The following is a 23,492-nucleotide window of genomic DNA, read 5'->3' as shown; positions in this document are numbered from 1 at the left end:
GAGACCTATCTCGCGCGTTGATCCGGCCGAGGCGCCGGTCCCCGGCCCTGCGTGGACGTCAGGCCGGATCCCGCCCCCGGAGGCGCCGGACGGGACTTCGACACAGGGCCTAGAGCTCCCAGCGTCATCAGTCGATGCCGGAGTCGGCGATATTCGTTGAGTTCCAGAGGACGTTGTCCGTCGGTGTGCTTCCGCGCCGCCGTGGTGGCGGGTGCACTCTGATCGCCGTCCGCACGATTCCCCCCGTCGACCCGGTCCAACATGTCCTGGGCAGCGTATGAACTTCCTTGTTCCCCAGGGCCCCGCATGAATAGCGTGACAGTATCCGCTTCCATCATTGTCTGATGTACGAGCGAATACCCGAGCGTATAGCAGGATCCGACACGTTCACAGGTGACCAAGCCCAATGGCACGTGCTCCGAACTGAATTTCCCTCGATATGGGGCGGTACGGCGCCGCCAAACGTGCGTATAGGATCCGCGCAGAATGTAGGTGGTGAAAGAATACTTGTGATCATGCGGAATCAGTTCGTTGTTCCCGGGCGATACGTGCAGCCGCAGGTAGATTCCCCGTTCCATATCGCGCCAGAGGGTGAGCCGGTCCATGACCGGATGGTGGTCCGCATCCCGGAAAAGATCTTCGTCATCGGCGATACGATCGACCAGCAGGGTCAGCAGATCTCGATCCGCGGCCAGCCTCGTCAGCACCGACCTGCATTGCGCATGTGCAGACCGAAGATCAGTCCAATCAATGAATACTTCACTGCTGACCCAGTTCTGCACTTCGCTATCCCGGGTCATGTGATCTCCGCCTTTGCGTCACGCTGCAGACCATCCGATGCCAGAATTCGCCACGCATCCGCCACATCCAATCTTCCCAATACCGGCAACACCGCATCGAAGACATCGCCGAACCATCCGGAAAATTGATCTATTTCTCGCCTGCGGCGGAGTTCACCCGGATGCACCCGAGCGGTTTCGGCGACCTCCTCGGGGTCCGGTCGCAGCTCTGCGGTGAGAACGCCGGCGAAGAGGTGGTTGTACTCGTGCTCGACCAGGCCCGATTGCGGGTCACGATGGCGATAGGTCACTGTGCCCGCCTCCATCAGGAGCGCCGGGCAGGTGCCCAGCTCTTCTCGAACGCGTCGCGCGGCGGCGAGAAAAGGCTGTTCGCCGGGCCGCGGATGGCCGCAACAAGAATTCGACCATACTCCGGGGAAATGATATTTGGTCAATGCCCTGCGCTGCAGGATCAATCGCCCGTCGACATCGAGCAAGAATACCGAGAACGCACGATGAAGGCGGCCAGGAGGCTGATGTGCGGCGAGTTTCTCAGCGGTACCTACAGCATTCCCGACCGAGTCGACGAGCTCCAATTCAATATAATCTACAGAAGGTTCCGACTGGACCGCTCGCAAGCCCCCGGCGTCCCCGATATCGACGTCATTCAATATCCCACCTCGATTGTCCCCGAATGCGATTGCGGACAATAGACCGTAGCCGATTTCAACCGGCCGAATGCCGTCTCGTCAACGCTTTGCACATCCCCTGCAGCGAATATTGCGCTGCTGCCGCCACGCTACCGGACAGGCCTGGTTCGCGCAACAGACTTGCCCGATAGAACGGCTGATCTTCTTGTTGTCAGCACCCGCAGCCTCTGCTACTTTGGAGCGCAATCGTCAGGGGGTCTGCGGTGGCACGGTCGAGCTACCAAAATTAACTGCGATCCGGCACGACGGGGGTCGTGACTATCCAGTCGAGGTTGCCGTGATCAGCCGAGGAAGAATTGCCGATGTGCGCACGACCGACACAAACTCGCTGGTGAATATCACGCAAACTTTCCATTCGGCCCGACTACGAGGGGATTTCCAGGAATGACTGCTACGGCATCCGATACCGAGTTATCGGCCACACTGGATCGCCGCCTGGATGCACACCTGGCTGCACGGAGCTTGACCAGAAGCCAAGTCGTCCAGCAGGTCGATACCTCGTTCGGAGAGCCGCTGCTCACGGTGGCCACCGGCTCCGTCATGGCCGGGTTCGGGAATTCGGGTAGCGACCTCGACGTCTATTCAGTAGTACCCGAGACCGTGTCCAGCACCCTTCCCCTGACCGCGTACGTCAATGGCGCGCTGATCGAAGTCGTGCTGCACGGAGCCGATCCGGTCATGACTCGTCATCGCGAACTCACCGCAGACGAGTGGCCGCCCGCTGAAGTCGGCCCTGGCGACCTCGCGTCCAGACGTTTGCACCTGGATAGCCTCAGCAGGTTCGCGCTCGGCTTGGCCTTGGCGGGCACCCCCGAATGGCTGGCCTGGAAACAGCAGCTCGGTGGTGAGGTCGTTCAGTGGATAACCTCGTGGTACGCCGTCGAAGCTGTCCGAAAGCAGGTTTCCGCACGTACTTTCGCGCCGCGGAAGCCTATCGTCGCGGCGCTGCGCATGGGCGAAGCGCTCTGGGCGGCGCTCGAGCGACATGCCGCGCTCCACGGCGAGTGGTACTTCAAGCCCAAGTGGTTGGGTGAAAAGCTGCGAAGGCTCGACGATCGTGCGGGCCTCGACGCATTCCGGCTGGCTTCGTGCCCTCCCCTGTCACCCGATGGCGTGCCTGCGTACCTGGAAGAAGTCGGCGCACTGGTCGACCACTACCTCACCGGAGTCGACAGCGATCAGTGGCGTATCACAGTGAAGCCCGCGTACGGCACCGACCGGTATGCCTTCGGCGGCACCGAGCTCTTCAGCCGCTGGGGGCTACGCACGGTTTCCGTTCCCGCGGACGGGCCGACGAGCGGGAGAGCGGAATGGACCTACGGGATAACGGATACCTGGGACGACGAGATCGCTGGGTTGTTCGCTGAAGACGTCCTATGGATGGGAGTGGAGAAGTCATGAGTGTCCATTCGAGGCCCGACCTACGACGACATGTCACTCATGTCAGCCATGGTTCGGTGATGCTGGTGGTCGGCGCTCAATCGGCGCTCCAGGACGTGGCGGGCGGCGTGGACTGCGGCCAGTGGATGCTGGTATTGGCGCAGACTCGCTATCTGGTACTCATCTGTTGCCAGGCACGCGGATTGGAGTTCGGCGCCGAACCGTACGTCGCTGAAGACGGCGGGGCGCTCGACCCGTATACCCATGTGCCCCCGGACGTGTGGCAGGGCGGGCAGCACCTGCTGCACCAGGCCGAAGAATTTTCTCGCACCGCCCCCGAACCGGCGGAAGCACAGGCCTGGCTCGAGCAGGTGCGCACGTGGGTCTCCGGCGTCGAAAGCAGTTTCGGGCTGCCGGATTTCCTTCCGGAACTGCGTTCACCGGAAGGGATGTTCGGCGCGATCCGGCTGGTCCGCGCATGGGACGAACTCATCAATCCACTACAGCTTCCCGCATTACTGCCGTCCGACTGGACCAGGCCGCTGTAGGTCGTGCACGGCCGGTAGCAGGTGGCATCGGACGATCAGAGGATTACCTACGCGTGGGATTCGCACTCGAACTCGACAATCTGCGGAAGTCCTTCGACGGGAATGAGGTCCTTTCTCGGGTAGCGCTGACCGCTGATCGCGGCGAGGTGCTGACCATCCTCGGGCCGAATGGTGCGGGGAAGACGACACTCATGTCGATCATCGCCGGGCTGCTACCGCCCGATGGTGGCACCGCACGGGTTCTCGGCGTGGATTCGATCCGCCGGCACAAGATCCACCACGGACGAGTTGGGCTGGCCGGCCAAGATATCGCGGTCTATCCCGCCCATACCGCGGAGGAGAATCTTCGGTTCTTCGGCTCGCTCAACGGACTGCGGAGCCGGGAGCTCACACACTCTGTCGACGAGTTGCTCGGGCTCCTGGATCTCGGCGACCAACGCCGGACCCGCGCCGGAAAGCTCTCCGGTGGCCAGCGTCGACGCCTCCACGTCGGCTGCACCCTCGTGTACCGACCGGACGTCTTGCTGCTGGACGAGCCGACAGCCGGGGCAGATCCAGAGACTCGGCTGCAGTTGCTGCACATTGTGCGGCAGCAGGCGGCCCGTGGCGCCCTCGTCGTCTACACCACCCACTATCTTGCCGAGGTCGAGGAGTTGCGTGCTCGGGTGGCGGTTCTCGCCCGGGGTCGGATCGCTGTCGATGGACCCGTCGACAAGCTGATCACCGCTCATGCCAGAAGCGAACTCGCGCTTCGCTTCGATGGGGAGCTACCCCCGATCGACTGGCCGGGTGCTCGGATTCGCACCGACACCCTTCTCCTGCCCACGACGAATCCCGCCGTCGATCTTGTCAAAGCGCTCGAAGCTGTTGCCGAGCACCGAGATCGGCTTCGTGGACTGGAGATCATCCAGGCCGACCTGGAACGTGCCTATTTCAATATCCTCGCCGAGGAGAACACTCGTGATTCGCGCACTGCTCCTGTTTCGGCATGATGCCGTCTGGCTGAGCCGAGAGCCGGCACCGTTGATCACCATCTTGATCACGCCCGCAATGCTCGTTCTTTTCATCAAACCGATGTACGCCGACGCCGTGACCCGGCTCGGATACCACCAGGGCGACGGTGTACAGCTGGCCGTGCCGGGAATCGCGGCGATGTTCTCGTTCTTCCTGACCGGCTTGGTCACCGACTCGTATTTCCGTGAGCACGGCCTGCAGACCTGGCAACGCTTGCGGATGTCGCCGGTGCGTACCTGGGAGGTTCTCCTGGGCAAGTCGGCTTTGTGCGCGGTTCTCGCGCTGACCCAGACCTTGTTTCTGTTCGCGCTGGGCTGGGCAGTCCTCGACCTGCGGGTGGAGGGTTCAGGAGTCGCGCTTGTCGCGATGATGTGCGTCCTCTCCGCCTGTGTCTCATCGTTCGCACTGTTCCTTTGCGCGATATCAGCTTCCAGGCGGCAAGCATTCGCGATGGAACGAGTAACCACCTTGAGCTGGACATTGGTAGGCGGCGCTTTGGTGCCGACCGACTTCCTGCCAACATGGGTCGAATGGATCGCAAAATCGACCCCGGTCTACTGGGCCGTCAGCGGGTTCCGACGAGTCGTGCTGGACGGCTCCAGCCTCGTGGGTGTCCTCCCGCAGCTGGCGGCGCTCCTCGCCTTCACCGCGTTCTTCCTCGCCATGGCCTTGTGGCGCTTCCCCATGAACCGAGAGCGCGTTCATTGGACCTAGTGCGGCCCGCAACGAACTGGAGTACCTGGATTGGCTGAGTCCGGAAGTGCCATGCAAAGATTCGCTTCCTACGGACTCGTGCTGGATTCGGACCGCGTGCTCATGGTCCGACTCGGTTCCTCGTCGAAGGATGACCACGGACGGTGGATGCTGCCAGGTGGCCGGATAGAGCACGGCGAACACCCGCGGGAAACCGTGGTCCGGGAGTTCAAGGAAGAAACAGGGTTCGATGTAGCGGTAGTCCGACTGCTCGATATCGATGCCGAACATCGATTACTGAGTACCGGCATCGACCTCCACGCTGTCTTTGCTCTCTTCGAGGTGAAAGTCATCGGGGGCGAGCTCACCCACACCGGGGACGGCGGGGTAGACGCCTCGGCCTGGATAGCCACCTCGCAGCTGGCCGCCCTGCCTATGTTGTCACCCATCCGGGCCGCGCTGCAGCGGCACCTCGGCGGATTCTGACGCCGGCCTCAACCGAATCTCGCCGCCTGAGCGGGCGGCCCGATATACTGCCTCGGTTCCAGGTGCCGTGACGAACCCTCACCTAAGAAGAGTTGATGAGACTTCTGCCCTTGTTCTTGCGTCAGCCGCTGGAGGCCATCTACGAGCGTCGGCTGGCTACGACGCTGAGCGGACTGCCGAGACCGCAGCACATCGGCATCGTGCTCGACGGTAATCGCCGCTGGGCGAGAGAAGCCGGCCACGACGATGTCCGGGAGGGATATCGTGCCGGCGGCGCCAAGGTCACGGAGTTCCTCGAATGGAGCACCGCCGCCGGCATCGCGCACGTGACCCTCTTCATGCTGTCCGACGACAACCTCAGCCGCCCGGCAGCGGAGCTCGAGCCGCTGATCGAGATCATCGAAGCAACCATACGAGACATCACCGCCACCAACAGGGATTGGGACGTCCAGGTGATCGGATCACTCGACCTACTTCCCGGCGACACCGCTCGAGTGCTCAAGGAAGCGGTCGCCGAAACGGTCGGACGTGGCGGCCCCAGGGTCGACGTCGCGGTCGGGTACGGCGGCCGCCGCGAGATTGTGGACGCAGTGAAGCGCGCGTTCCGGCAACGCGTCGCGGACGGCGGCGACCTGCTCGAGCTGATCGAGCAATTCGATGTCGATGACATCTCACAGCACCTCTACTCACCCAATGGCGAGAACACCGACTTCATCATCCGCACCTCAGGGGAGCAGCGGCTATCAGGGTTTCTGCTGTGGCAGTCGGCCTATGCCGAGATGCACTGGCTGGACTGCTACTGGCCGGCCTTCCGCCGTATCGACTTTTTGCGTGCACTGCGATCGTATGCAAGTCGTCAGCGACGATTCGGCAAGTGAGCCGGGCTTTCCACCTGGACGAGTAAGTCCGAAGCCTGGTCCCGCGGTCCAGGCGATCAGCGACCGGGTGAACTGGCGCGCCGATCGCGTGGCTGTGCCATAGCGGCCGGCGACTACCCGTTGATCCCCCACCGCAGTCGACGGTCCGGGTCTGTGGTCTGGCGGACGAGCTGCAATCGGGGGAAGTTGTGGGCAAAGCAGCGCAGCATCGTGTCGGTGGGTTGCACGTGATTGAGGTACGCGCCGGAGGAGAAGGCAGCTACGGCGCGGTTTGCGCTGAGGATCCAGTCATGGGCTTCGTCGACCGGGTTGGGGGTCCGGACTACCCACTCCAATGCCGCGGCGTGCGCACGCCAGGGGAAAGCCGTGGCGTCGGGAGCGGTCTCCTGGATGGCGCCGTCGAGGGGTTCGGCCACAACCAGACCCGATCCGCCACTGTGCGAACGGGCGGTGATGACATCGACGATGGTGTCGACAGCGGCCGGTGAAAGCTGGGCGACGACGTCGGAGCCGGCGACCCTGATCGATCCCGGCCGCGGCCGCCCACTGTCGAGATCGTGTACGGCGGCCAAGTGGTCGAGCGTGCGATGGTCCGCGGCGGACGGCTCGACTCCAGCCGCGGCGCTCAGGTCGGCGGCGGCAGCCGCTCCGGTACCTGCCGGGCACACCATCCGGACCAGACATCGCAGGCCGTCGTCCGCCGAGATAAGGACGCTGGCATACACGCCACGATCGGCCGTAGGCATCCACTGCGCCCAGCCGTTGAGCACGCGGGCTGCCTTGTCACCCGGAAAGGTCAGTCGCACCATGTCTTTCGCCGTTGCACGGATGGTGCGGTAGGTCGAGGAGGTGAGGATGCCGGTCGTGCCGCCCGCACCGCGCAGTGCCCAGAACAGGTCCGGCGCGGTGGTCGCGTCGGCTCGTATCGTGTCGCCGTTCGGCAGCACGAGTTCGGCCGCGACCAGCCGGTCGCAGGTCATTCCGTAGCGGCGCGCATCGGCCCCGAGACCGCCGCCGACCGTCAGACCGGTGAGCCCGACGCTGGCGCAGACGCCGATCGGGAGTGCCAGGTCCGACTCGGCCAGCCGGGTCACCGCCGCGAGACTGGTCACCCCGGCACCGACGGTGACCTGGTCGGCGTCGACATTGATGTGGTCGAGTCCGCGTACATCGATCACCAGTGCTCCGGTGGAGGCGGACGCGCCGACAAACGAGTGGCCGCCCGATCTGGCGGCGATGGGCAGGCCGTGGTCGCGCGCGAAGGACACCGCCGCCTGTACATCCTGTGGCTGCGCCACCTCGACCACCCCGAGTGGTGCGTTGCCGTCGAACCGCCGGTCGAAAAGTGCTTTGACCTCGCCGTATTCGCTGTCCTCGGGCAGCACGAGCTTGCCACGCAATCGACTGCGCAAGTCGGTCCACGCGGTGGAGTCCACGGTTGCCGCCGCCGTCCCCGAGTACAGCGTTCCCGCGGCCGCGGCTGCCACGAGGCTGCCCGCCCCACGGATCAGCGAGCGACGCGAGAATCCGGGTGTAGTGAGACCTGTCGCTTCCGCGGAGTCAGCCATCGACGTCACGCTGCCCGGCCCTTCGTCCCCGCGTGCAGTCCAGCAATCAGCGGTGAGCGTGCACCTATCCACGCAGCGAGCACAGCTTGTCCTCCTAGTTGCGGCCGATCCCGAGACCCTCCGACGACAGCGAAGCCGACGCGCGGCCGGTGCCTCGTTGTTCGAACAGAGATGATTCGGTGCGGCGACCCCTGTGGATGGACCGCAACTGCCCGCAACTACCCGACCGGCGCCAAGCCGCTGGGCGGCACCTCGCCGACCTCGGCGCGGCCGCGGTGTTTCGCCGAGTACAAATGCCACTCCGCGCCATGAAAGCGCAGCCGACGGGAAGGGCGAATTGCCCGGTCCCCGCTATTCGGTGGTGAAGGTGGGGTCCGGGGGAATCCAGCGGCTGCTGCGTGCAGCCGATGACGCGAATCCGAAGTCGTGTTTGAGCTCTTCGGGGATGGCGTATTGCATGACACGACCTCGGGTGAGGGAGCTGAGTTCGAACCAGGTGGTGAGGTGGCCGAGGCGGTCGAGGGCCCATTCGCCCAAAGGGGAACTGTCTTCGATGGTTTCGAGGATGCCGAGTAATGCGGGGACGGTTTTGATGGCGGTGTCCCAGGCGGTGCGCGGCACCTCGAGCCAGTCGGCGCAGGTGTCGCCGATGAGGTAGCGGATGAGGGCGGAGACGACGGGGTCGAAGAGCGTGCCGGGGACGACCTCTTCGTAGAGGTCGATGAGCTGGCGGGTGAGGTTCACACCTTCCTGGCTAGGCCCCATGTGGCGAATCATGTAGAGGTCGAGGAATTCTCGGGCGGAGTCGATGTCTTTCGGCGCGTGTTCCTGGTCGACGCCGAGCATCGCGCCGACCACGCGCCAGGCGTAGAAGTAGGCTTCGGCGCCGTCGACGCTCATGTGGATGTTCAAGCGGTGCAGGCTGTCCAGGACCAGCATCGAGAACAGGAGCTGGCCGCCGATCATGTCCTCCTGGCAGATCGGTGTCCCCCATTTGGCTGTGTCCCAACGGTTTTCGCGGGAGAGGTGGTGGCGGATCGCGGCGTGCAGCAGCCGCACCTTCTGCACGGCGGGGATGAAACGACTACCGGCCTCGAAGGCGTCGGGCTGCATCAGGTAGACGGTGAACTGTCCGGTCTCGGCCATCCGCTTGGATGGGTACTCCAGGGAGTGGGTGGCCGACAACAGCTTTGCGACCTGTGGGATGACGTAACAGGCGGGCATGGCGGCGAAGGACAGCGCGGTGGAGATGTGCACGTTGTTGTCGATGAAGAACAGCCTGGCCTTCTCCATTTCGTCCCAGTCCACCCAGGCGGGCGGGGCTGCGGTCGTGTGCAGGTATTCGCGGGCGACCTCGGGCAGGTCGTCGGGCAGCGGCGAACCGGCGGTGGAGACGTAGCGCATGAGGGTGTTGAACTTGCCCACCTCCCCGCGCTCGAACAGGGTGGCCACGGTGGCATCGGCGAGTTCGTCACCGTGCAGGCGCAGCGCGTCCATCGACGTTTGTGTCCGGGTCATCGAGACTCCTTGTGTCGGTGGCGAAATGGCGTTGGTCAGTAGCGGCGCGCGGTAGCCGCGGTGGCCAGTTCGGTCAGCGCGCGGGCGGCGGGTGCGGGCACGTCGGCCAGGGCGTGCGTGGCCTCCTCGACTCGGTCGGTGATCATCTGCTCGATGCGTGCCGGTGCGCCGACCCTCGTCATCAGGTCGCGCACCTCGCACAGGACGGCCTCGTCGGGTTCGCCCTGCTCCAGTAGCCGGGTCAGCTGTTCGCGCTGCGGGCGGTCGACCGCCTGCCAGGTTTCGGCGAGCAGAGCGGTGGGGCGGCGGGCGCGCAGATCATCGAGATTCGCCTTTCCGGTACGGTCCTGGTCGCCGAAGAGTCCGAGCAGGTCGTCGCGCAGCTGAAAGGCTTCGCCCAGCGGTAAGCCATACGCGGAGAACGCTTTCCGCAGCGCGTCACTCGCGCCGCCGAGCGCGCCGCCGATGAGCAACGGTTGTTCGACGGTGTATTTGGCCGTCTTGTACCGAACCACCTTCAGCGACTCGGCCACATCCGGAACCGCACCGGTGCAAAGGATTTCGAGGCACTCACCGGCGATCAGTTCCCGGGCCAGCACCGCCCACAGCGGGCGTGCCCGCGACAGGTAGGCCGCGGGCAGACCACTGGTCACGAACAATTGCCCGGCCAACGCCATCAGCAGATCCCCGACCAGCATGGCGAGCGCCTTACCGGTCTGCGCGAACTCCGGTGCGCTGCGCAGTGGTTCGTGCAGGGCGATCTGCGCGGTGGGTAAGCCGTGCCGCAACGGACTGTCATCGATGATGTCGTCGTGCACACTCGCCGCCGCGTGCACCAATTCCAGTGCGGCCGCGGCCCGGACGAAGGCACTACTGTCCGGTTGCCCGGCCGCGCGCCAACCCCAGTAGCAGAACGCCGCCCGCAGCCGTTTCCCCTGCGCGCTAGCCGCTACCAGCTGATCGGCCACCGGACGTAGTCGCGGATCGATGGCGAGCAGCTGGTCGCGTTCCTGTCCGACGAACTCCTCCAGGATGTCGTCGACGCGTGCCTTGAAAGCGCAGGCGTCGTGTCGATCAGGGCGCACCGGAACCGGTTTCGCGCGCGACGACATGCTGCGCGAGGATCTCGAGGTGGGCGGGCGGCAGCAGCGAGGTCCGGTCCAGCGCTAACCGTCCACGCGCTTTCAGATCGCTCTCCGCCTCGCCGGCCATGCCGGGTAAGTCGGACCGCCGTAGAAATCCCAGTGCCCGGTTCACCACCGGGCCTACCCGGCTGAGCGCCAGATCCGCCAGCCCCGCCGCCAGGAGTACCGCGTCCTCACCCCGGGATCCGCGCTGATTCGACCTCTGCGACATGCGATCACGCTCCTGTCCACCCGAACGGCACCCACACCGCGACCCGGAAACGCTGAACAGGTCCGGCACCGCCAGTGTCGCAGCGGCGATCTGGTGACGTGCCGAGAATTCGCAGGACAACCAGTTGTCCTCTCGAATGTCGGCTTCGCACATGGTGTTCGGCGCAACACTTCAGCGCCGGGGATTTCAGCGGGGAGTTCGGCCCACACAGACCAGTCGCCGCTCGTCGTACCACCCGCCCTCCGCACAGCGGAACTGATACGTCGTCATGGGTTGAGTTCGGGAACTCACGCACCGATAGAACACGGCTCGGTCGGCCGGATCGACGTAATGTCCCGCACTCTTGCCGTCGCAGAAGTCCGAGCGCGCCTCGATCGGCACCACCGCGTACTGCCGGGCGGCGATATCGCGCCCGGTCCCCTCGGGCATATCCACCGCCGTCATGGTGCCGAGTGTCATGGCTGCGACGCCGAGGGGTGGCAGCACTGCGAGCACGGTCCCGGCGGCAAGGACGCCGGTGCGGCACGCCAGGCTGTTCGATTTCATGGACGGCGGTTCCCTGTCTCCCCGGTCGCGGGGGGTCGGCGGCTAGCGGCTCCCCTGTATTCGGTCCCGCAGACCGACCGGATCGGATCTTCCGACGGAAACGCCGTGATCGAGACGTTTTGGCCGCCGTCTCACCGGTCTCAATCCGGACGAACATCCCGGTCCGGCAGCAGAAGTCCGGTTTGTCAGCCGAAAATTTCTGTGACGTGTCGCACATTCGGTTTAGCAGCAAACTCCCTGCGTAGGTAACGGTTCGGCAACTACCAGGGAGGTGTTCCAAGATCGGTAGCCCCTTTCATTTGCTATTCGTTTACCGTGCGTTCACCTAGCGTGACCATTCTGCGATCAGGTCATAAAGCGACCTGGAGTTTGGTTACACCGAGGAGTTGTTCACACGCATTCGGAAAACGACCGCAACGGCAGGCCCCATGCCAGCCGCGGTCGGCGGATCGGGATCCGGCAATGGACCCGCTAACCCCAACCTTCCGCCGAATGGGCGCGCCGAGAGGCCGTCTTTCTCTCCGCATCGAGGATGCGGAGTCCCGCGCGACATCGCGGCCGGGCTCGCAGTGAGCGCCCCGGCACCGCACCACTGAACCGTCGCGTTCCGGGGACCACCGCGTCCCCCACAACAAAACCCGACAACAGCACACAGCCGTACCGGCGAGCGCCCACCGCGTGCCCGCCTTGGATCCGTGCTGCCTGCGCGCGCCCGGATCGAAACCAGTCCCCGACAAAGGAACCGATTTCGTCATGCCTGACAGACGCTTTTTCCCGCTCCGCCGCTCGACGCTTCGCGAGGGCATGACCTTTGCCATCGCCGCCGCAGGCGTCGTGGCCGTTGCCGCCTCGTCCGCGGTCTCGGTGGCCGACGACAGCGTCCCGTCTCGCATCGCGATGGTCGCCGAGCAGCACCCGGCCGCCGAGCCCGTCGCCGCCCCCGCACCCATGCCCGCGCCGCTGCCGATCCCGATCCCCGTGCCCGAGCCGATCCCGGCGCCGCTGCCCGCACCGGCCCCCAGCTACCCGGACAACCTCGACGGCTGGATCCGCCAGGCCCTCGACGTCATGGCGGCCAACAACATCCCCGGCAGCTACGACGGCATCTTCCGCAACGTGATGCGCGAGTCGACCGGTAACCCGCAGGCGATCAACCTGTGGGACTCCAACGCCGCCGCGGGCATCCCGTCCAAGGGCCTGCTCCAGGTGATCGACCCGACCTTCAGCGCGTACCACGTCGAGGGCACCTCCTGGGACATCTACGACCCGGTCGCCAACATCGTCGCCGCCTGCAACTACGCCGCGCGCACGTACGGCTCGATGGACAACGTCAACGGCGCGTACTGACCCACGCGGCCACGACGCCGCCCCGTCCGGCCACGCAACGACGCCTGGCCACGCAACGACGATGCCTCCCCGCCCGACCGCGGGGAGGCGTCGTCGCATCTCGCCCCGCCTCCGGGATAGGGTCGTGCACCACCGACCTTTGGAATTCCGCGATGACCGATTACGCGCACAGCGACACGGCGGCCAAGAGCCGCGCCGAGAAGGCCCGGCGCCTCGCGGGCTACGTCTGGCACCTGGGCATCACCGGACCCGAACTGCTGGCGATGCCCGCGACGACCCGGCGCAAGCTCGCCAGGGCGGCCGACACGAACCCACCGAGCACCGAGGAGACCTGGGCGACGGTGGCGCAGTTGCTGACCGAGAAGGACGACTGGGCCGCCCGGCATCCCGGCCATCCGGCGGCGCGGCGCGAGCACACCGACGACAAGCTGATGTGGGTGAAGCCGCCGATCACGCCCTGGTCGTGATCCCTTGCCGGACACCGGCTTCGGCGCCCACACGGGCCCATTCGGTAGCATGGTGGCAATGCACCCGCCGTCAAAGGTGACGCGATGACCGAGCGCAAACCAGCGAAACTGGACTTCGAATCGTGGATCGACAAGCAGATCCGCGAGGCAACAGCACGCGGTGAATTCGAGAATCTGCCCGGTGCGGGCAAACCGATTCCGCGCGGCAGCGACGACGAGAACTGGTGGCTGAAGGGCTACCTCCGGAAAGAAGGAGTGAGCGGTGACGCGCTCCTGCCACCGTCGCTGCTGCTGCGCCGGGATATCGAGCGACTGCCCGAGACTGTGCGCGAATTGACCTCCGAGCGCGCGGTCCGCGAGACCGTGCGCGAGCTCAACAAGCGGGTGGTCGACTGGCTGCGCCTGCCGCACGGGCCTTACGTCCGCATCGCCCCGGTCGATACCGAGGAGATCGTCGAGCAATGGCGTGCCGAGCGCAGGCCGAAGCGATCGCCGGACACATCTGTGGTCGCCCCCAAACCAGCCCCGGACACCACCTCATGGTGGCGGCGCCTATTCCGCAACCCCAACGCCGCGCCCAGCAACTGATCTCACAGCCGCTGTCCCGGGCCAGCCGAATATTCCACCCGGCTCAGCGGAGCAGCCGCCACTGAGCGACCGTTTCAAGATCAGGGGGAACTGAGGTAAGTCGCTTCCCGGGAAATGCCGACCTCAATTCCCCCGGATCCTGAAAGCACTCACGCACCCAGCGCGGAGTGGGTTGATTCCTCTACTGCGACAAGTACTTTGTCGGAGAGCGACTGAAGGGCGCGGGCTTCGTCGGGGGTGATGCAGTCGATGAAGACCTCGCGGACCAGCCGGACGTGGTTCGGGGCAGCGCGTTCGAGTAACCGGCGACCTTCGGCCGTGAGCTTGACCAGCACCCCGCGCGCGTCCTCCGCCACCGGCTGCCGGTCGACCAGCCCGCGCGCGTCCATCCGGGCGAGATGCTTGGACAACCTGCTCTTTTCCCAGCAGACCTCGGCCGCGAGATCCTTGGCTCGCAGACAGTCACCCGGTGCGGCCGAGAGCGCGACCATCAGTTCGTAGTCCGCCGCGGACAGCCCATCCCGGGTCAATCCCTCCGCCATCGCCGCGTCCAGCCGCTGGCGCAGGCGGATGTAGGCCGACCACGTCGCCTGCTCGTCGTCACTCAGCCACTCCATGGGAATGAAGTCTACTCACATTTGGTTGACATGGACACCAACTTTCCTCCCAGGAGGTTCCGATGCCCGCCATCACCGTCCCCGACCTCATGATCCTGCCGCGCCTGCCCCAGCCCACCGAGACCATGCGCGAACGCCCGGTGCGCACCGTGGTCAGCGCGCCGAAACAGCGCGAGGGCGCGGGGTTCGAGGTTCGCAGGCCGTTCCCGAGCGTGGACCTGCGCACCGCCGACCCGTTCATCCTGCTCGACCAGATGGGCCCGGTCGCCTACGAACCGCACGAGGCGAAGGGCGCGCCGTGGCATCCGCACCGCGGCTTCGAGACCGTCACCTACGTCATGGACGGCGCCATGGTGCACCACGACTCCAACGGCGGCGGTGGCGTGATCGGCGAGGGCGACACGCAGTGGATGACCGCGGGCTCCGGCATCCTGCACGACGAGCTGCCCACCGAGCAGCTGGTCATGGCGGGCGGCTGGTTCCACGGCATCCAACTGTGGGTGAACCTGCCGCGCGCGCTCAAGTTCGCCGCACCGCGCTACCAGGATCTGCGTGCCGGTGAACTGACCCTGGTCAGCTCGCACGACGGTGGCGCGCTGGTCCGGCTCATCGCGGGTTCGGTCGGCGGCTTCGACGGGCCAGGCTCGACCTACACCCCGATCGCCTACGCCCACGCCTCGATCAGCCCCGGCGGACAGCTGGAAACGCCGTGGCCGCAACACTTCACGGCGATGGCGTACGTGCTGTCCGGCAGCGGCACGGTCGGCGCCGAACGCAGGCCACTGCGCGAGGGACAGCTGGCCGTCTTCGGTCCCGGCGACGCGATCACGGTGAGTGCCGATGCACGCCAACACAATCGGACCGGCGACTTGGAGGTGTTGTTGCTCGGCGGCCAACCGATCAAGGAACCCGTCGTGCAATACGGGCCCTTCGTGATGAACACTCGCGCCGAAATCATCCAGGCCATGGACGACTACCAGGCAGGACGCATGGGAAACATCCCCGCCGAGCACGTGGCGGGCCATCGCCTGGGCGAGTGAACGTCCCGACTAGGGCATCCCCTAATGCCCTAGTTCTCGGCCGACGCGGTTGACAAGCGGGCGAGGCGTCACAACAGTGGATGCGGCGTCCGGTCGGACGCCTATCCATCGCAGCAACTATTTAGAGGAATACATGAACGTTCGCCGGCTTACCCTCAGCGCTGCCGTCGCGGGACTGACCCTCCTTGCGGCGCCGACCGCGCTGGCTCAGCCTCCCTCAGGTTCCTCCGGAACCGGATCGTCGGCCGTCGACACCGGCTCGGCCGCAACCGGTTCGGCTGGTCTGACGCAGACCGGTTCGGCCGGCGGCGCCTTTGCCAACTGTGAAGACGCCAAGCGCGCCAACCGGGCACCACTGTTTCGTGGTGAACCGGGCTACGGCCCGCACCTGGATCCGGACGGTGACGGGTTCGCCTGCCCCACGGTCTGATACCCGTGAAATAAGAACACCCGGTGTGCCAGGCACACCGGGTGTTCTGCTGTTCGGCGCCGATTCAGCGGAAGATCTTGACCAGCACCAGCCCGACCACCACGACGGCCGCGCCGATCAGGCTGTACTTCACCTTGGGCTCGTTCAGCTTCCGCAGCACGATCTGCTTGCTGTCGCTCGCGATCCGCTGCGGATCCGCGCGCACGGCGAGTTCGTCGAGCGTGCTCGCCAGCCGCGTGCGCGCGGCCTCGATCTCCTGCTCGATCCGCTCGGTATCCTTCGCCACGTTCAGGCCTCCTGTGTTTGATGTGCCGCGCCGGGGCTCGAATCGCGGTGCGTGTTCGGCCTTCGCGGGTCACCCTCAGCTCCCGGCCGAGTGTATCGGTCCGCGCGGCGCCGACCCGGGGCACGCGGCGTTCTATAGATCCGCACAGTGCTGCCGAGGTGTGCGCGGCACGGTTCTGTCGGTCCGCACAGTGTCGTTCCGTCCGTCGGCAGCGTGTCCGAGCCGTCGGTTACCGTGCAGGACGTGACCGACAACCAACGACTCTCCCCCGGCGATACCGCCCCCGATTTCACGCTGCCCGACGCCGACGGCAAGGACGTGTCGCTCGCCGACTACCGCGGCCGCAAGGTGATCGTGTACTTCTACCCCGCCGCCAGCACCCCCGGCTGCACCAAACAGGCCTGCGACTTCCGCGACAACCTGGCCGAGCTCGACGGCGCGGGCATCACCGTGCTCGGCGTCTCGCCCGACAAGCCCGCGAAGCTGGCCAAATTCCGCGACGCCGAGCAGCTCACCTTCCCGCTGCTGTCCGATCCGGACAAGGCCGTGCTCACCGCGTGGGGCGCGTTCGGCGAAAAGACCATGTACGGCAAGACCGTCACCGGGGTCATCCGCTCCACCTTCCTGGTGGACGAGGCAGGCAAGATCGAGGTCGCCCAGTACAACGTGAAGGCCACCGGTCACGTCGCCAAGCTGCGCCGCGATCTGTCGGTCTAGGGCTGCTGCTCGAAGGATCGGACGAACTGCTCGTATCCGTCCAGCAGTCGGGCCAGACCGAACCGCAGTCCCCCGTCGTCCCATTCCACGTCGTCATCGTCGAACACCTGGGCGGCGAGGGCGCGGGTCAGCGCCGGGTAGCGCTGCGGGTCGAGTACCCGGCTCAACATGGCCGGGTACTCGGCGTTGTCCCCGCTCGCCGCCAGCTCCTTGGCGACGCGCATCCGGCCGATCAGATACAACGAAACATTCATGACGAGTTGCAGTTTGATCGGCTCGGGCACGGCGGTTTCGGCGAACATCCCCAGGCCGGCGTCCAGCCAGGCCATATTGCACGGCCCCGTCGGCGGCGCGGCCAGCGGCAGATCGACGAACCACGGGTGCCGTCGCAGCGACTCGGATACGCCCGCGGCCCAGGCCTCGATGCCGGCCCGCCACCCGACGCCGACCGGCAGCTCCGGCGGTAACCCGAGCGCGCGATCCGAGATCAGGACGAGCAGGGTGTCCTTGCTGTCCACGTAGCGGTAGAGCGACATGGTGGTGAAGCCGAGCCGCTTGGCGACCCGGCTCATCGACAGTGCCGCGACCCCCTCGGCATCGGCCACCTCGATCGCCGCGTCGATCACCTGCTCGAGACTCAGTCCGCGCTTCGGCCCCCGCGTGCCCTGCTCGTCCAGACCCCACATCAAGGCGAAGGACTTGGCCCGCGCCGCCCCGCCGCTGTCCGCCTCCGGCGTGTTCACCACTGTCGACCCCTTTTTCTCGTCGCCTCTTCCCTCGGGCCAAAAACTGTGTACCGTCTAAACTAAGTTTAACCCATACACAGTTTTGACTCGAGGAACCACATGACAGTCCCATCTACACCCGCTGTCAGCATCAGCGGGTTGACCAAAACCTTCGGCGATCAAACGGTGCTCGCCGGGATCGACCTGGAAGTCGCGGCGGGCACGGTCTTTTCGCTGCTCGGCCCGAACGGGGCGGGCAAGACGACGATGGTGCGCATCCTGGCCACATTGACCGGCGCCGACAGTGGTGCGATCCGGGTCGGCGGCCACGATCTCGCGCACGAGGCCGACACCGTGCGCCGCCTCATCGGCGTCACCGGCCAGTACTCCGCGGTGGACGAGGTGCTGACCGGCGCCGAAAATCTCCGGCTGATGGGCAGGCTGCTGCATCTGGGCAAGCAGCAGATCGCCGATCGCACCGCCGCTCTACTCGACCGATTCGAGCTGACCGGCGCCGCCGATGTCCGCGTCGCGACCTACTCCGGCGGCATGCGCCGACGGCTCGATCTGGCCATGAGCCTGATGGGTGCGCCGCGGATCATCTTCCTCGACGAACCAACCACCGGGCTGGATCCGCGCAGCCGCCGTGAACTCTGGCAGGTGATCCGGAACCTGGTGGCCGACGGCGTGACGATCTTCCTCACCACGCAATACCTGGAGGAGGCCGATCAGCTGGCGGATCGAATCGCGGTGCTGCACAACGGAAAGATCGTGGCCGAGGGCACACCGGGCGACTTGAAGCGGCTCGCCCCCGGCGGGCACATCCAGCTGCGCTTCGCCGATCAGCACGGCCTGGCCGCCGCGTCCCGCGCCGTGCCCGGCGCTGAGATCGACGCCGAACAGTTGGCGCTGCAAGTGCCCTCGGACGGCAGCGTCGGCATGCTCAAACAGCTGCTCGACCAGTTCGAGGATCAGGCGATCACCATCGACGGGCTGACCATCCACACCCCCGACCTCGACGACGTGTTCTTCGCCCTCACCGGGCACCCCACCACGCAGAAAGCAGCAGTGCTGTGACGATCATGAATACCCGGCTGGCCGTGCAGGATTCGGCCACCATGCTGAGCCGCAACCTGCGCCACACGGTGCGCAGTCCCGACACGATGCTGATGACCGTCGCGGTGCCGATCGCGATCCTGCTGATGTTCGCCTACGTGTTCGGCGGAGCGATGAACGTCGGCGGCGCGTACATCGACTATGTGGTGCCCGGCATCATCCTGCTGTGTGCCGGCTTCGGTTCGGCCACGACCGCGGTGAGTGTGTCCACCGATCTGACCAACGGCATCATCGATCGGTTCCGCAGCATGGCCATCGCGCGGCCGTCGGTGCTGACCGGGCATGTGGTGGAGAGCGTGCTGCGCAATCTGATCACCACCACGCTGGTGATCCTGGTGGCCGTGGCGATCGGCTTCCGGCCGACCGGTGATCCGCTGCGCTGGCTCGCCGCCTACGGCATCATCGCGATGTTCGTCCTCGCGCTGTCCTGGGTCGCGGCCGCGCTCGGGTTGCTGGCGAAGAATCCGGAAGCCGCCAACGGGTCCACCTTCTTCTTCATGTTCCTGCCGTACGTGAGCAGCGCGTTCGTCCCGCCGCAGTCGATGCCGAGCGGGTTGCACTGGTTCGCCGAGCACCAGCCGGTCACGCCGGTGATCGAAACCCTGCGCGGTCTGCTGATGGGCACCCCGATCGGCAACAGCGCGCTGCTGGCCGTGCTGTGGTGCGCGGGCATCGGCCTGGCGGGCTACCTCGCTGCGGTCGCGCTGTTCCGGCGCAGGACCAAGAACTGACCGGCCGGCGTAAGGTCCGAATCGGGAGGGGACGGACCTTACGCCGCAGGTCATTTCGGCTCAGGTGGACATGATCTGCTGAGCCGCCCACTGCACCATCATCCGGAAGTGGTTGTCCCACCACGTATACGACTCCGCGGTGAACGCCGGCGGGGGCGGTGACTCGCCGGGGAAGAGCAGCGACCCGTTCGGGGCGCCGACCTTGTTGGTGGCCGCCGGGACGCCCGAGCCCGACGTCAGCGGCGTCGTGGCTTTCGCTTCGGAGTCGCGCGCGGGTTCGGCGGGGATCAGCGATTCCGTGCGATCCTGCGGCGTGCTCCCCCACAACTGGGCGGAGTACTGCGGCTCGGATTCGACGGGATCGAGAGTGACGACCGTAATTTCCGGCTCGGCCGCGACGACGGGTGCGCGCCGGTCCAGCACGGGCCCCTCGACCCGAGGCGTGTCGACCCGGATCCGGTCCGGCTTGTCCGCGTCCGACCCGCTGACGACCACCTTCGATTCGGCGGTGACGTGCGCGTCCTTCACCACCGCACCCGGCAACGTCCGCGACGAGCCGCCCGCGACGTACACGCCGCCGACCACCAGCCCGCCCGCGAGCACGCTGGCCGCGGCGAACACCGCGGCGCCGCCACGCACCCGGCGCACCCGTTCTTCCGTCTCGCCGACGCCGTCCACGTCGGCCATCGCGTACAGCGCGGCACCGGCGGCCGACGCGGCGGCCGAAGTCTTGCACGGGATCACCGGCGCACCGAAGGCGTCCACGGCCGCGATGACCGCGGGTTTGCCTGCGGCCGAACCGATCAGCACCACCGCATCCGGCCGCACCGCCGCCGCCTCGAACTGGTCCCAGGCGGCCGTCACGGCGGCGCCCATCGAGTCCGCCGTCGCGCCGCCCGCCTGGCTGATCGAGGCGAGCACCCGGCGGCGGCCGCGGTCGACGAGGGTGAAGGCCTGGTGGCCGGGCACCACCTCGCAGATCAGCAGATCATCGAATTCGTCGAGCCAGGTCATCATTCCGGCCACGCTGAGATGCGCGGACTTGGCCGACACCAGGGACGCCGTGTGCCACTGCCCGGACGCCAGCCTGGTGACGATGGCGCGCCGCTCGGCAGCGTCCCGGTAGGTGACGGCCGCGCCCACGATCTCGTGGTCCTGGCCGAGTTCGGCGGCGAGTTCGTCCAACGCCGTCTCGACCGCTTCCGCCAAGTCCGCTTTGCCGTCACCGAGCGTCCGTTTCACCCGATGCAGCAGCACGCGCTCGGGTAGCCGTGCGCCGGTGTCGGCGAAAGCTACCGCGTGCACGGCGCCACGTTCGGTGGAAACGCCGAGAGTTACCACTGATCGAGCTACCACAGGTCGCGCCCTCCTGGTCCGTTCGCGCGTCAGAAGCCACGCGCGCTCGGTATGTGTTCGGCGCCACATTCGATCTGGATGGGTAGTGAAATCGGACAGAAGATGAACACGCAGAAGCCGTGCGCGTGTCGTGGGTGTGTCCGTACCGTTAGCCTGGATACGTGGAAGTACGCGCAGAGACCAGGTCGAAGCACCAACGTCTGGACCCTGCGTTGGAGCTGCAGGACGACCCACAGGAGCTCATGCCGCGGCGACGGCCGACGCAGGAGCGCAGTAAACGCAAGTTCGACGCGCTGTTGCAGGCGTCGCGCGAACTGCTCGTCGAGGTCGGTTTCGAATCGTTCACCTGTGAAGAGGTGGCGGCGCGCGCCGAGGTGCCGATCGGCACGCTGTACCAATTCTTCGCCAACAAGTACGTCATCGTCTGCGAACTGAATCGGCAAGACCTGGTGGCCGTTTCGCAGGAGCTCGCCGATTTCCACGGCGAGATCCCGTCGCTGGACTGGCTGCGGCACATGAACCAGTTGGTCGACCATCTGGCGAACCTGTGGATGAACGACCCGTCCCGGCGCGAGGTGTGGCTCGCCATGCAATCCACGCCCTCGACGCGGGCGACGGGCGCGATCCACGAGAAGGAGTTCGCCGAGGTCGTCTCGCAGATGCTGCGGCCGCTGACGCCGCGCACCCCGCGGGCGCGGCGCACCATGATGGCCGAGGTGCTGGTGCACGTCGTCTACTCGATGCTGAACTTCTCGGTGCAGGACGAGCAGAGCCACGCCGAGGCGGTCTCCGAGCTCAAGCGCCTGATGGTGGCGTATCTGCTGGTCGCGGAGAAGGAATCCCGCTCGGCCAGCGGACGCTGAGCCCACATAGCCGCCTAGTTGCTGAATCCGAAACAGGGGCTATCCTCCAGGAGTATGTCCAGCCCAGGGCCGTCAACTAATCGCCGCGTGCTGTTTGCTCAGATGTCCGCGCGGTCCGCAGAACTGACCGCGCTGGCCATCAAGCGACTGCGCGCGGAAATCCCCGCCTATGCGCAGCTGGACCCGGAGACGCTGGCGCCGGCCACCCGCCGCACCATCGATCAGCTGATGCGAGTGCTCGCCGAGGGGCGTGACCTGACCGCCGACGAACTCGCCGTGTTCACCGCGCATGGCGAAACTCGGGGCCGCCAAGGGATTCCGGTGACCGAGATGTTCCGCGGCTGGCGGCTGGCCGTGCGGATCGCCATCGATCAGGTGGTCGCCACGGGCCGCAGGCTCGGCATCGGCGACAGTCAGCTGCTCGGCCTGACCAACGAGTTGCTCGCGCTCACCGATACCGCGATCCTCGCGGTGGCCCGCGGACATATCGACGCCGATTTCGAACGAACCCGCCACGACCAGCAGCGCCGCGCCGACCTGGTCCGCGGCATCTTGTTCGGCACCCTCGGCCCTGCCGAGATCCGCGTCCAGGTCGAGCGATACGGCTTGGATTCCGATCGCGAATACCGTGCGATCCGCGCCCGCCCGCACCCCGAACTGCCCGCGGACCAGGTGGCGCGGCAGCTCGAGCACACACCGTCCGGCGATCGTCCGCACGGCCTGCTCGCCCTCGTCGACGGCGACATCGCCGGCGTGGTGGACCACATGCCCGCCAGGGAGATCGAGACCGCGGTCGGCATCGGCCCGCCCGCCCGGCTGGATCGGATGGAGCCGTCGTTTCGCAGCGCCACCCGGGCCATGGCCACCGCCGAGGCCTTCGAACGCACCGGCGTCTACGAGCTGGCCGATCTCGGGCTGCTACCCGCGGTGCTCGCCGATACCGAGGTCGGCGACGAACTCGTCCGCCGCTACCTGACCCCGCTGGGCCGCAACGACAGTGCCGCGGCGCTGCTCGACACCGTCGCGCACTATCTGGGCAACGGCATGCGGGTGGACAACACCGCCAAGGAGATGGGCCTGCACACCAACACCGTGCGCTACCGCCTCCGCCGCTTCCAAGACCTGACCGGTATCGATCTCACCGACCCCGACCGCGCCCTCGAAGCATGGTGGGCTTTGCAGCGTCGCCGCCTCAGCCGGGAACGCTGAAAAGCCGCACACCTCCTGATGTCCTACACCGCAGGCGATTTCGGCTGCGGGACATCAGTTGGTGTGCGGCTGTACAGGTTTGACGCTCAGGCGGGGGTTTCCCGGCCTTCGATCAGGTCGACCAGTTCACCCGGATCTTCCAGCACCACCATCGCGGCGGCGGTGTCGCCGTCGTGCGTCAGCGACAGGTGAACCCTTGCACGAGGCAGGAATTCGGCGGCGAGGCCGTGCAGCTTGATGCTCGGCCTGCCCCACGCGTCGTTGACCACCTCGATCAGCGGGTACGGATTGTCGCCGATCTGTGGGCGGCGCGCGAAGCGGGATGAGGCCCAGGCCTTGATCACCGCTTCCTTCGCCGCCCAGCGCACCGCGTAACTACGCGCCGGATCGGTCCCCTTGCTCTGACAGTAGCGCCGCTCGCCCGCGGTGAAACTTTCCCGGAGCATGGTGGTTCCGGCGCGTTCGAGCTGTTCGGCGAACTCGGAGATGGTCACCAAGTCCAGGCCGATACCGAGGATCGTCAT

General features: G+C 66.2%; 28 protein-coding genes. 16 read left to right on the top strand and 12 right to left on the bottom strand.

Annotation, left to right across the window (positions count from 1 at the left end):
• Positions 1-5: 5 nt before the first annotated feature.
• Positions 6-800, bottom strand: coding sequence for a hypothetical protein (locus NN4_RS14845; RefSeq protein ID WP_186818431.1), 795 nt, complete (start codon positions 798-800; stop codon positions 6-8).
• Positions 797-1,450, bottom strand: a complete 654-nt coding sequence (idi, locus tag NN4_RS14840) for an isopentenyl-diphosphate Delta-isomerase (protein ID WP_246180883.1) — start codon at positions 1,448-1,450, stop codon at positions 797-799. Before idi ends, NN4_RS14845 begins: the two co-directional genes overlap by 4 nt.
• Before the next feature lie 501 nt (positions 1,451-1,951).
• Between idi and NN4_RS14835 the strand changes: the two genes are divergently transcribed.
• The 6 genes from NN4_RS14835 to NN4_RS14810 all read left to right on the top strand — a co-directional run bounded on the left by NN4_RS14835 (position 1,952) and on the right by NN4_RS14810 (position 6,488).
• Entirely contained in the window at positions 1,952-2,890 is a 939-nt protein-coding gene (locus NN4_RS14835; RefSeq protein WP_222595066.1) for a hypothetical protein, read from the top strand.
• 59 nt (positions 2,891-2,949) lie between these two features.
• Positions 2,950-3,417, top strand: a complete 468-nt coding sequence (locus NN4_RS14830) for a hypothetical protein (protein ID WP_222595065.1) — start codon at positions 2,950-2,952, stop codon at positions 3,415-3,417.
• A 53-nt stretch (positions 3,418-3,470) separates the two neighbouring features.
• Positions 3,471-4,409 (top strand): ABC transporter ATP-binding protein, encoded by a 939-nt coding sequence (locus tag NN4_RS14825; protein WP_186818430.1) that lies wholly within the window; start codon positions 3,471-3,473, stop codon positions 4,407-4,409.
• Positions 4,378-5,145: an ABC transporter permease gene (locus tag NN4_RS14820; protein WP_186818429.1), complete on the top strand. Its 768-nt coding sequence runs from the start codon at positions 4,378-4,380 to the stop codon at positions 5,143-5,145. Before NN4_RS14825 ends, NN4_RS14820 begins: the two co-directional genes overlap by 32 nt.
• 51 nt (positions 5,146-5,196) lie before the next feature.
• A complete protein-coding gene (locus NN4_RS14815; RefSeq protein WP_147130834.1) occupies positions 5,197-5,610 on the top strand; it encodes an NUDIX hydrolase in 414 nt (137 codons plus the stop codon).
• A 95-nt stretch (positions 5,611-5,705) separates the two neighbouring features.
• Positions 5,706-6,488, top strand: coding sequence for an isoprenyl transferase (locus tag NN4_RS14810; RefSeq protein ID WP_147130831.1), 783 nt, complete (start codon positions 5,706-5,708; stop codon positions 6,486-6,488).
• Between the two features lie 113 nt (positions 6,489-6,601).
• Here the strand turns inward: NN4_RS14810 and NN4_RS14805 are convergent, their stop codons facing one another.
• The 5 genes from NN4_RS14805 to NN4_RS14785 all read right to left on the bottom strand — a co-directional run bounded on the left by NN4_RS14805 (position 6,602) and on the right by NN4_RS14785 (position 11,476).
• Positions 6,602-8,056 (bottom strand): FAD-binding oxidoreductase, encoded by a 1,455-nt coding sequence (locus NN4_RS14805; protein ID WP_147130829.1) that lies wholly within the window; start codon positions 8,054-8,056, stop codon positions 6,602-6,604.
• A gap of 351 nt (positions 8,057-8,407) precedes the next feature.
• Entirely contained in the window at positions 8,408-9,574 is a 1,167-nt protein-coding gene (locus NN4_RS14800; protein WP_147130828.1) for an oxygenase MpaB family protein, read from the bottom strand.
• A 35-nt stretch (positions 9,575-9,609) separates the two neighbouring features.
• Entirely contained in the window at positions 9,610-10,686 is a 1,077-nt protein-coding gene (locus tag NN4_RS14795; RefSeq protein ID WP_222595064.1) for a polyprenyl synthetase family protein, read from the bottom strand.
• Entirely contained in the window at positions 10,649-10,930 is a 282-nt protein-coding gene (locus tag NN4_RS14790) for a polyprenyl synthetase (protein WP_147130823.1), read from the bottom strand. Before NN4_RS14790 ends, NN4_RS14795 begins: the two co-directional genes overlap by 38 nt.
• 186 nt (positions 10,931-11,116) lie before the next feature.
• Positions 11,117-11,476, bottom strand: coding sequence for a chitin binding peritrophin-A domain-containing protein (locus NN4_RS14785; RefSeq protein WP_147130821.1), 360 nt, complete (start codon positions 11,474-11,476; stop codon positions 11,117-11,119).
• 753 nt (positions 11,477-12,229) lie between these two features.
• On the opposite strand from NN4_RS14785, the gene NN4_RS14780 reads away from it, so the two are divergent.
• From NN4_RS14780 to NN4_RS14770, 3 genes are all read left to right on the top strand, one after another.
• The gene (locus NN4_RS14780) at positions 12,230-12,823 is read left to right on the top strand and encodes a transglycosylase SLT domain-containing protein (RefSeq protein WP_107654677.1); all 594 of its coding nucleotides are present in this window, start codon (positions 12,230-12,232) and stop codon (positions 12,821-12,823) included.
• 152 nt (positions 12,824-12,975) lie between these two features.
• Entirely contained in the window at positions 12,976-13,290 is a 315-nt protein-coding gene (locus NN4_RS14775; RefSeq protein WP_147130819.1) for a hypothetical protein, read from the top strand.
• Positions 13,291-13,374: 84 nt separating this feature from the next.
• Positions 13,375-13,878 carry a DnaJ family domain-containing protein gene (locus NN4_RS14770; protein ID WP_147130818.1) on the top strand — a complete coding sequence of 168 codons (504 nt, stop codon included), beginning with the start codon at positions 13,375-13,377 and terminating at the stop codon, positions 13,876-13,878.
• A 149-nt stretch (positions 13,879-14,027) separates the two neighbouring features.
• On the opposite strand, the gene NN4_RS14765 is transcribed toward NN4_RS14770, so the two are convergent.
• Positions 14,028-14,495 carry a MarR family winged helix-turn-helix transcriptional regulator gene (locus NN4_RS14765; RefSeq protein WP_147130817.1) on the bottom strand — a complete coding sequence of 156 codons (468 nt, stop codon included), beginning with the start codon at positions 14,493-14,495 and terminating at the stop codon, positions 14,028-14,030.
• Positions 14,496-14,557: 62 nt separating this feature from the next.
• Here NN4_RS14765 and NN4_RS14760 point away from each other — a divergent pair, with 62 nt between their 5' ends.
• Positions 14,558-15,535, top strand: a complete 978-nt coding sequence (locus NN4_RS14760) for a pirin family protein (protein ID WP_147130815.1) — start codon at positions 14,558-14,560, stop codon at positions 15,533-15,535.
• A 133-nt stretch (positions 15,536-15,668) separates the two neighbouring features.
• Positions 15,669-15,965 (top strand): excalibur calcium-binding domain-containing protein, encoded by a 297-nt coding sequence (locus tag NN4_RS14755; RefSeq protein ID WP_107654673.1) that lies wholly within the window; start codon positions 15,669-15,671, stop codon positions 15,963-15,965.
• A 64-nt stretch (positions 15,966-16,029) separates the two neighbouring features.
• On the opposite strand, the gene NN4_RS14750 is transcribed toward NN4_RS14755, so the two are convergent.
• Positions 16,030-16,251 carry a DUF3618 domain-containing protein gene (locus tag NN4_RS14750; protein ID WP_107654672.1) on the bottom strand — a complete coding sequence of 74 codons (222 nt, stop codon included), beginning with the start codon at positions 16,249-16,251 and terminating at the stop codon, positions 16,030-16,032.
• A 243-nt stretch (positions 16,252-16,494) separates the two neighbouring features.
• Here NN4_RS14750 and bcp point away from each other — a divergent pair, with 243 nt between their 5' ends.
• Positions 16,495-16,968, top strand: coding sequence for a thioredoxin-dependent thiol peroxidase (gene bcp, locus NN4_RS14745; RefSeq protein ID WP_147130813.1), 474 nt, complete (start codon positions 16,495-16,497; stop codon positions 16,966-16,968).
• Here bcp and NN4_RS14740 read toward each other — a convergent pair.
• Positions 16,965-17,714 carry a TetR/AcrR family transcriptional regulator gene (locus NN4_RS14740; protein WP_308633322.1) on the bottom strand — a complete coding sequence of 250 codons (750 nt, stop codon included), beginning with the start codon at positions 17,712-17,714 and terminating at the stop codon, positions 16,965-16,967. The genes bcp and NN4_RS14740 overlap by 4 nt on opposite strands.
• A 99-nt stretch (positions 17,715-17,813) precedes the next feature.
• Here NN4_RS14740 and NN4_RS14735 point away from each other — a divergent pair, with 99 nt between their 5' ends.
• Both NN4_RS14735 and NN4_RS14730 read left to right on the top strand, forming a co-directional pair.
• Entirely contained in the window at positions 17,814-18,770 is a 957-nt protein-coding gene (locus tag NN4_RS14735; protein WP_147130811.1) for an ATP-binding cassette domain-containing protein, read from the top strand.
• A gap of 5 nt (positions 18,771-18,775) precedes the next feature.
• On the top strand, positions 18,776-19,540 hold the full coding sequence (locus NN4_RS14730; protein ID WP_147130964.1) for an ABC transporter permease: 765 nt from the start codon (positions 18,776-18,778) through the stop codon (positions 19,538-19,540).
• 60 nt (positions 19,541-19,600) lie between these two features.
• Here the strand turns inward: NN4_RS14730 and NN4_RS14725 are convergent, their stop codons facing one another.
• Complete coding sequence (locus NN4_RS14725) at positions 19,601-20,896, bottom strand: DUF7159 family protein (RefSeq protein ID WP_147130809.1); 1,296 nt, start codon at positions 20,894-20,896, stop codon at positions 19,601-19,603.
• Positions 20,897-21,138: 242 nt separating this feature from the next.
• On the opposite strand from NN4_RS14725, the gene NN4_RS14720 reads away from it, so the two are divergent.
• Both NN4_RS14720 and NN4_RS14715 read left to right on the top strand, forming a co-directional pair.
• Entirely contained in the window at positions 21,139-21,759 is a 621-nt protein-coding gene (locus NN4_RS14720; RefSeq protein ID WP_228542308.1) for a TetR/AcrR family transcriptional regulator, read from the top strand.
• Positions 21,760-21,846: 87 nt separating this feature from the next.
• A complete protein-coding gene (locus NN4_RS14715; RefSeq protein WP_186818428.1) occupies positions 21,847-22,968 on the top strand; it encodes a PucR family transcriptional regulator in 1,122 nt (373 codons plus the stop codon).
• 86 nt (positions 22,969-23,054) lie between these two features.
• Here the strand turns inward: NN4_RS14715 and acpS are convergent, their stop codons facing one another.
• A complete protein-coding gene (acpS, locus tag NN4_RS14710) occupies positions 23,055-23,492 on the bottom strand; it encodes a holo-ACP synthase AcpS (RefSeq protein ID WP_107654668.1) in 438 nt (145 codons plus the stop codon).

Origin of the sequence: Nocardia ninae NBRC 108245, assembly GCF_007990755.1 — a bacterium.
Taxonomy (GTDB): domain Bacteria; phylum Actinomycetota; class Actinomycetes; order Mycobacteriales; family Mycobacteriaceae; genus Nocardia; species Nocardia ninae.
Note: the sequence above shows the minus strand (reverse complement) of the source record. Positions and strands in the feature narration are given on the sequence as shown.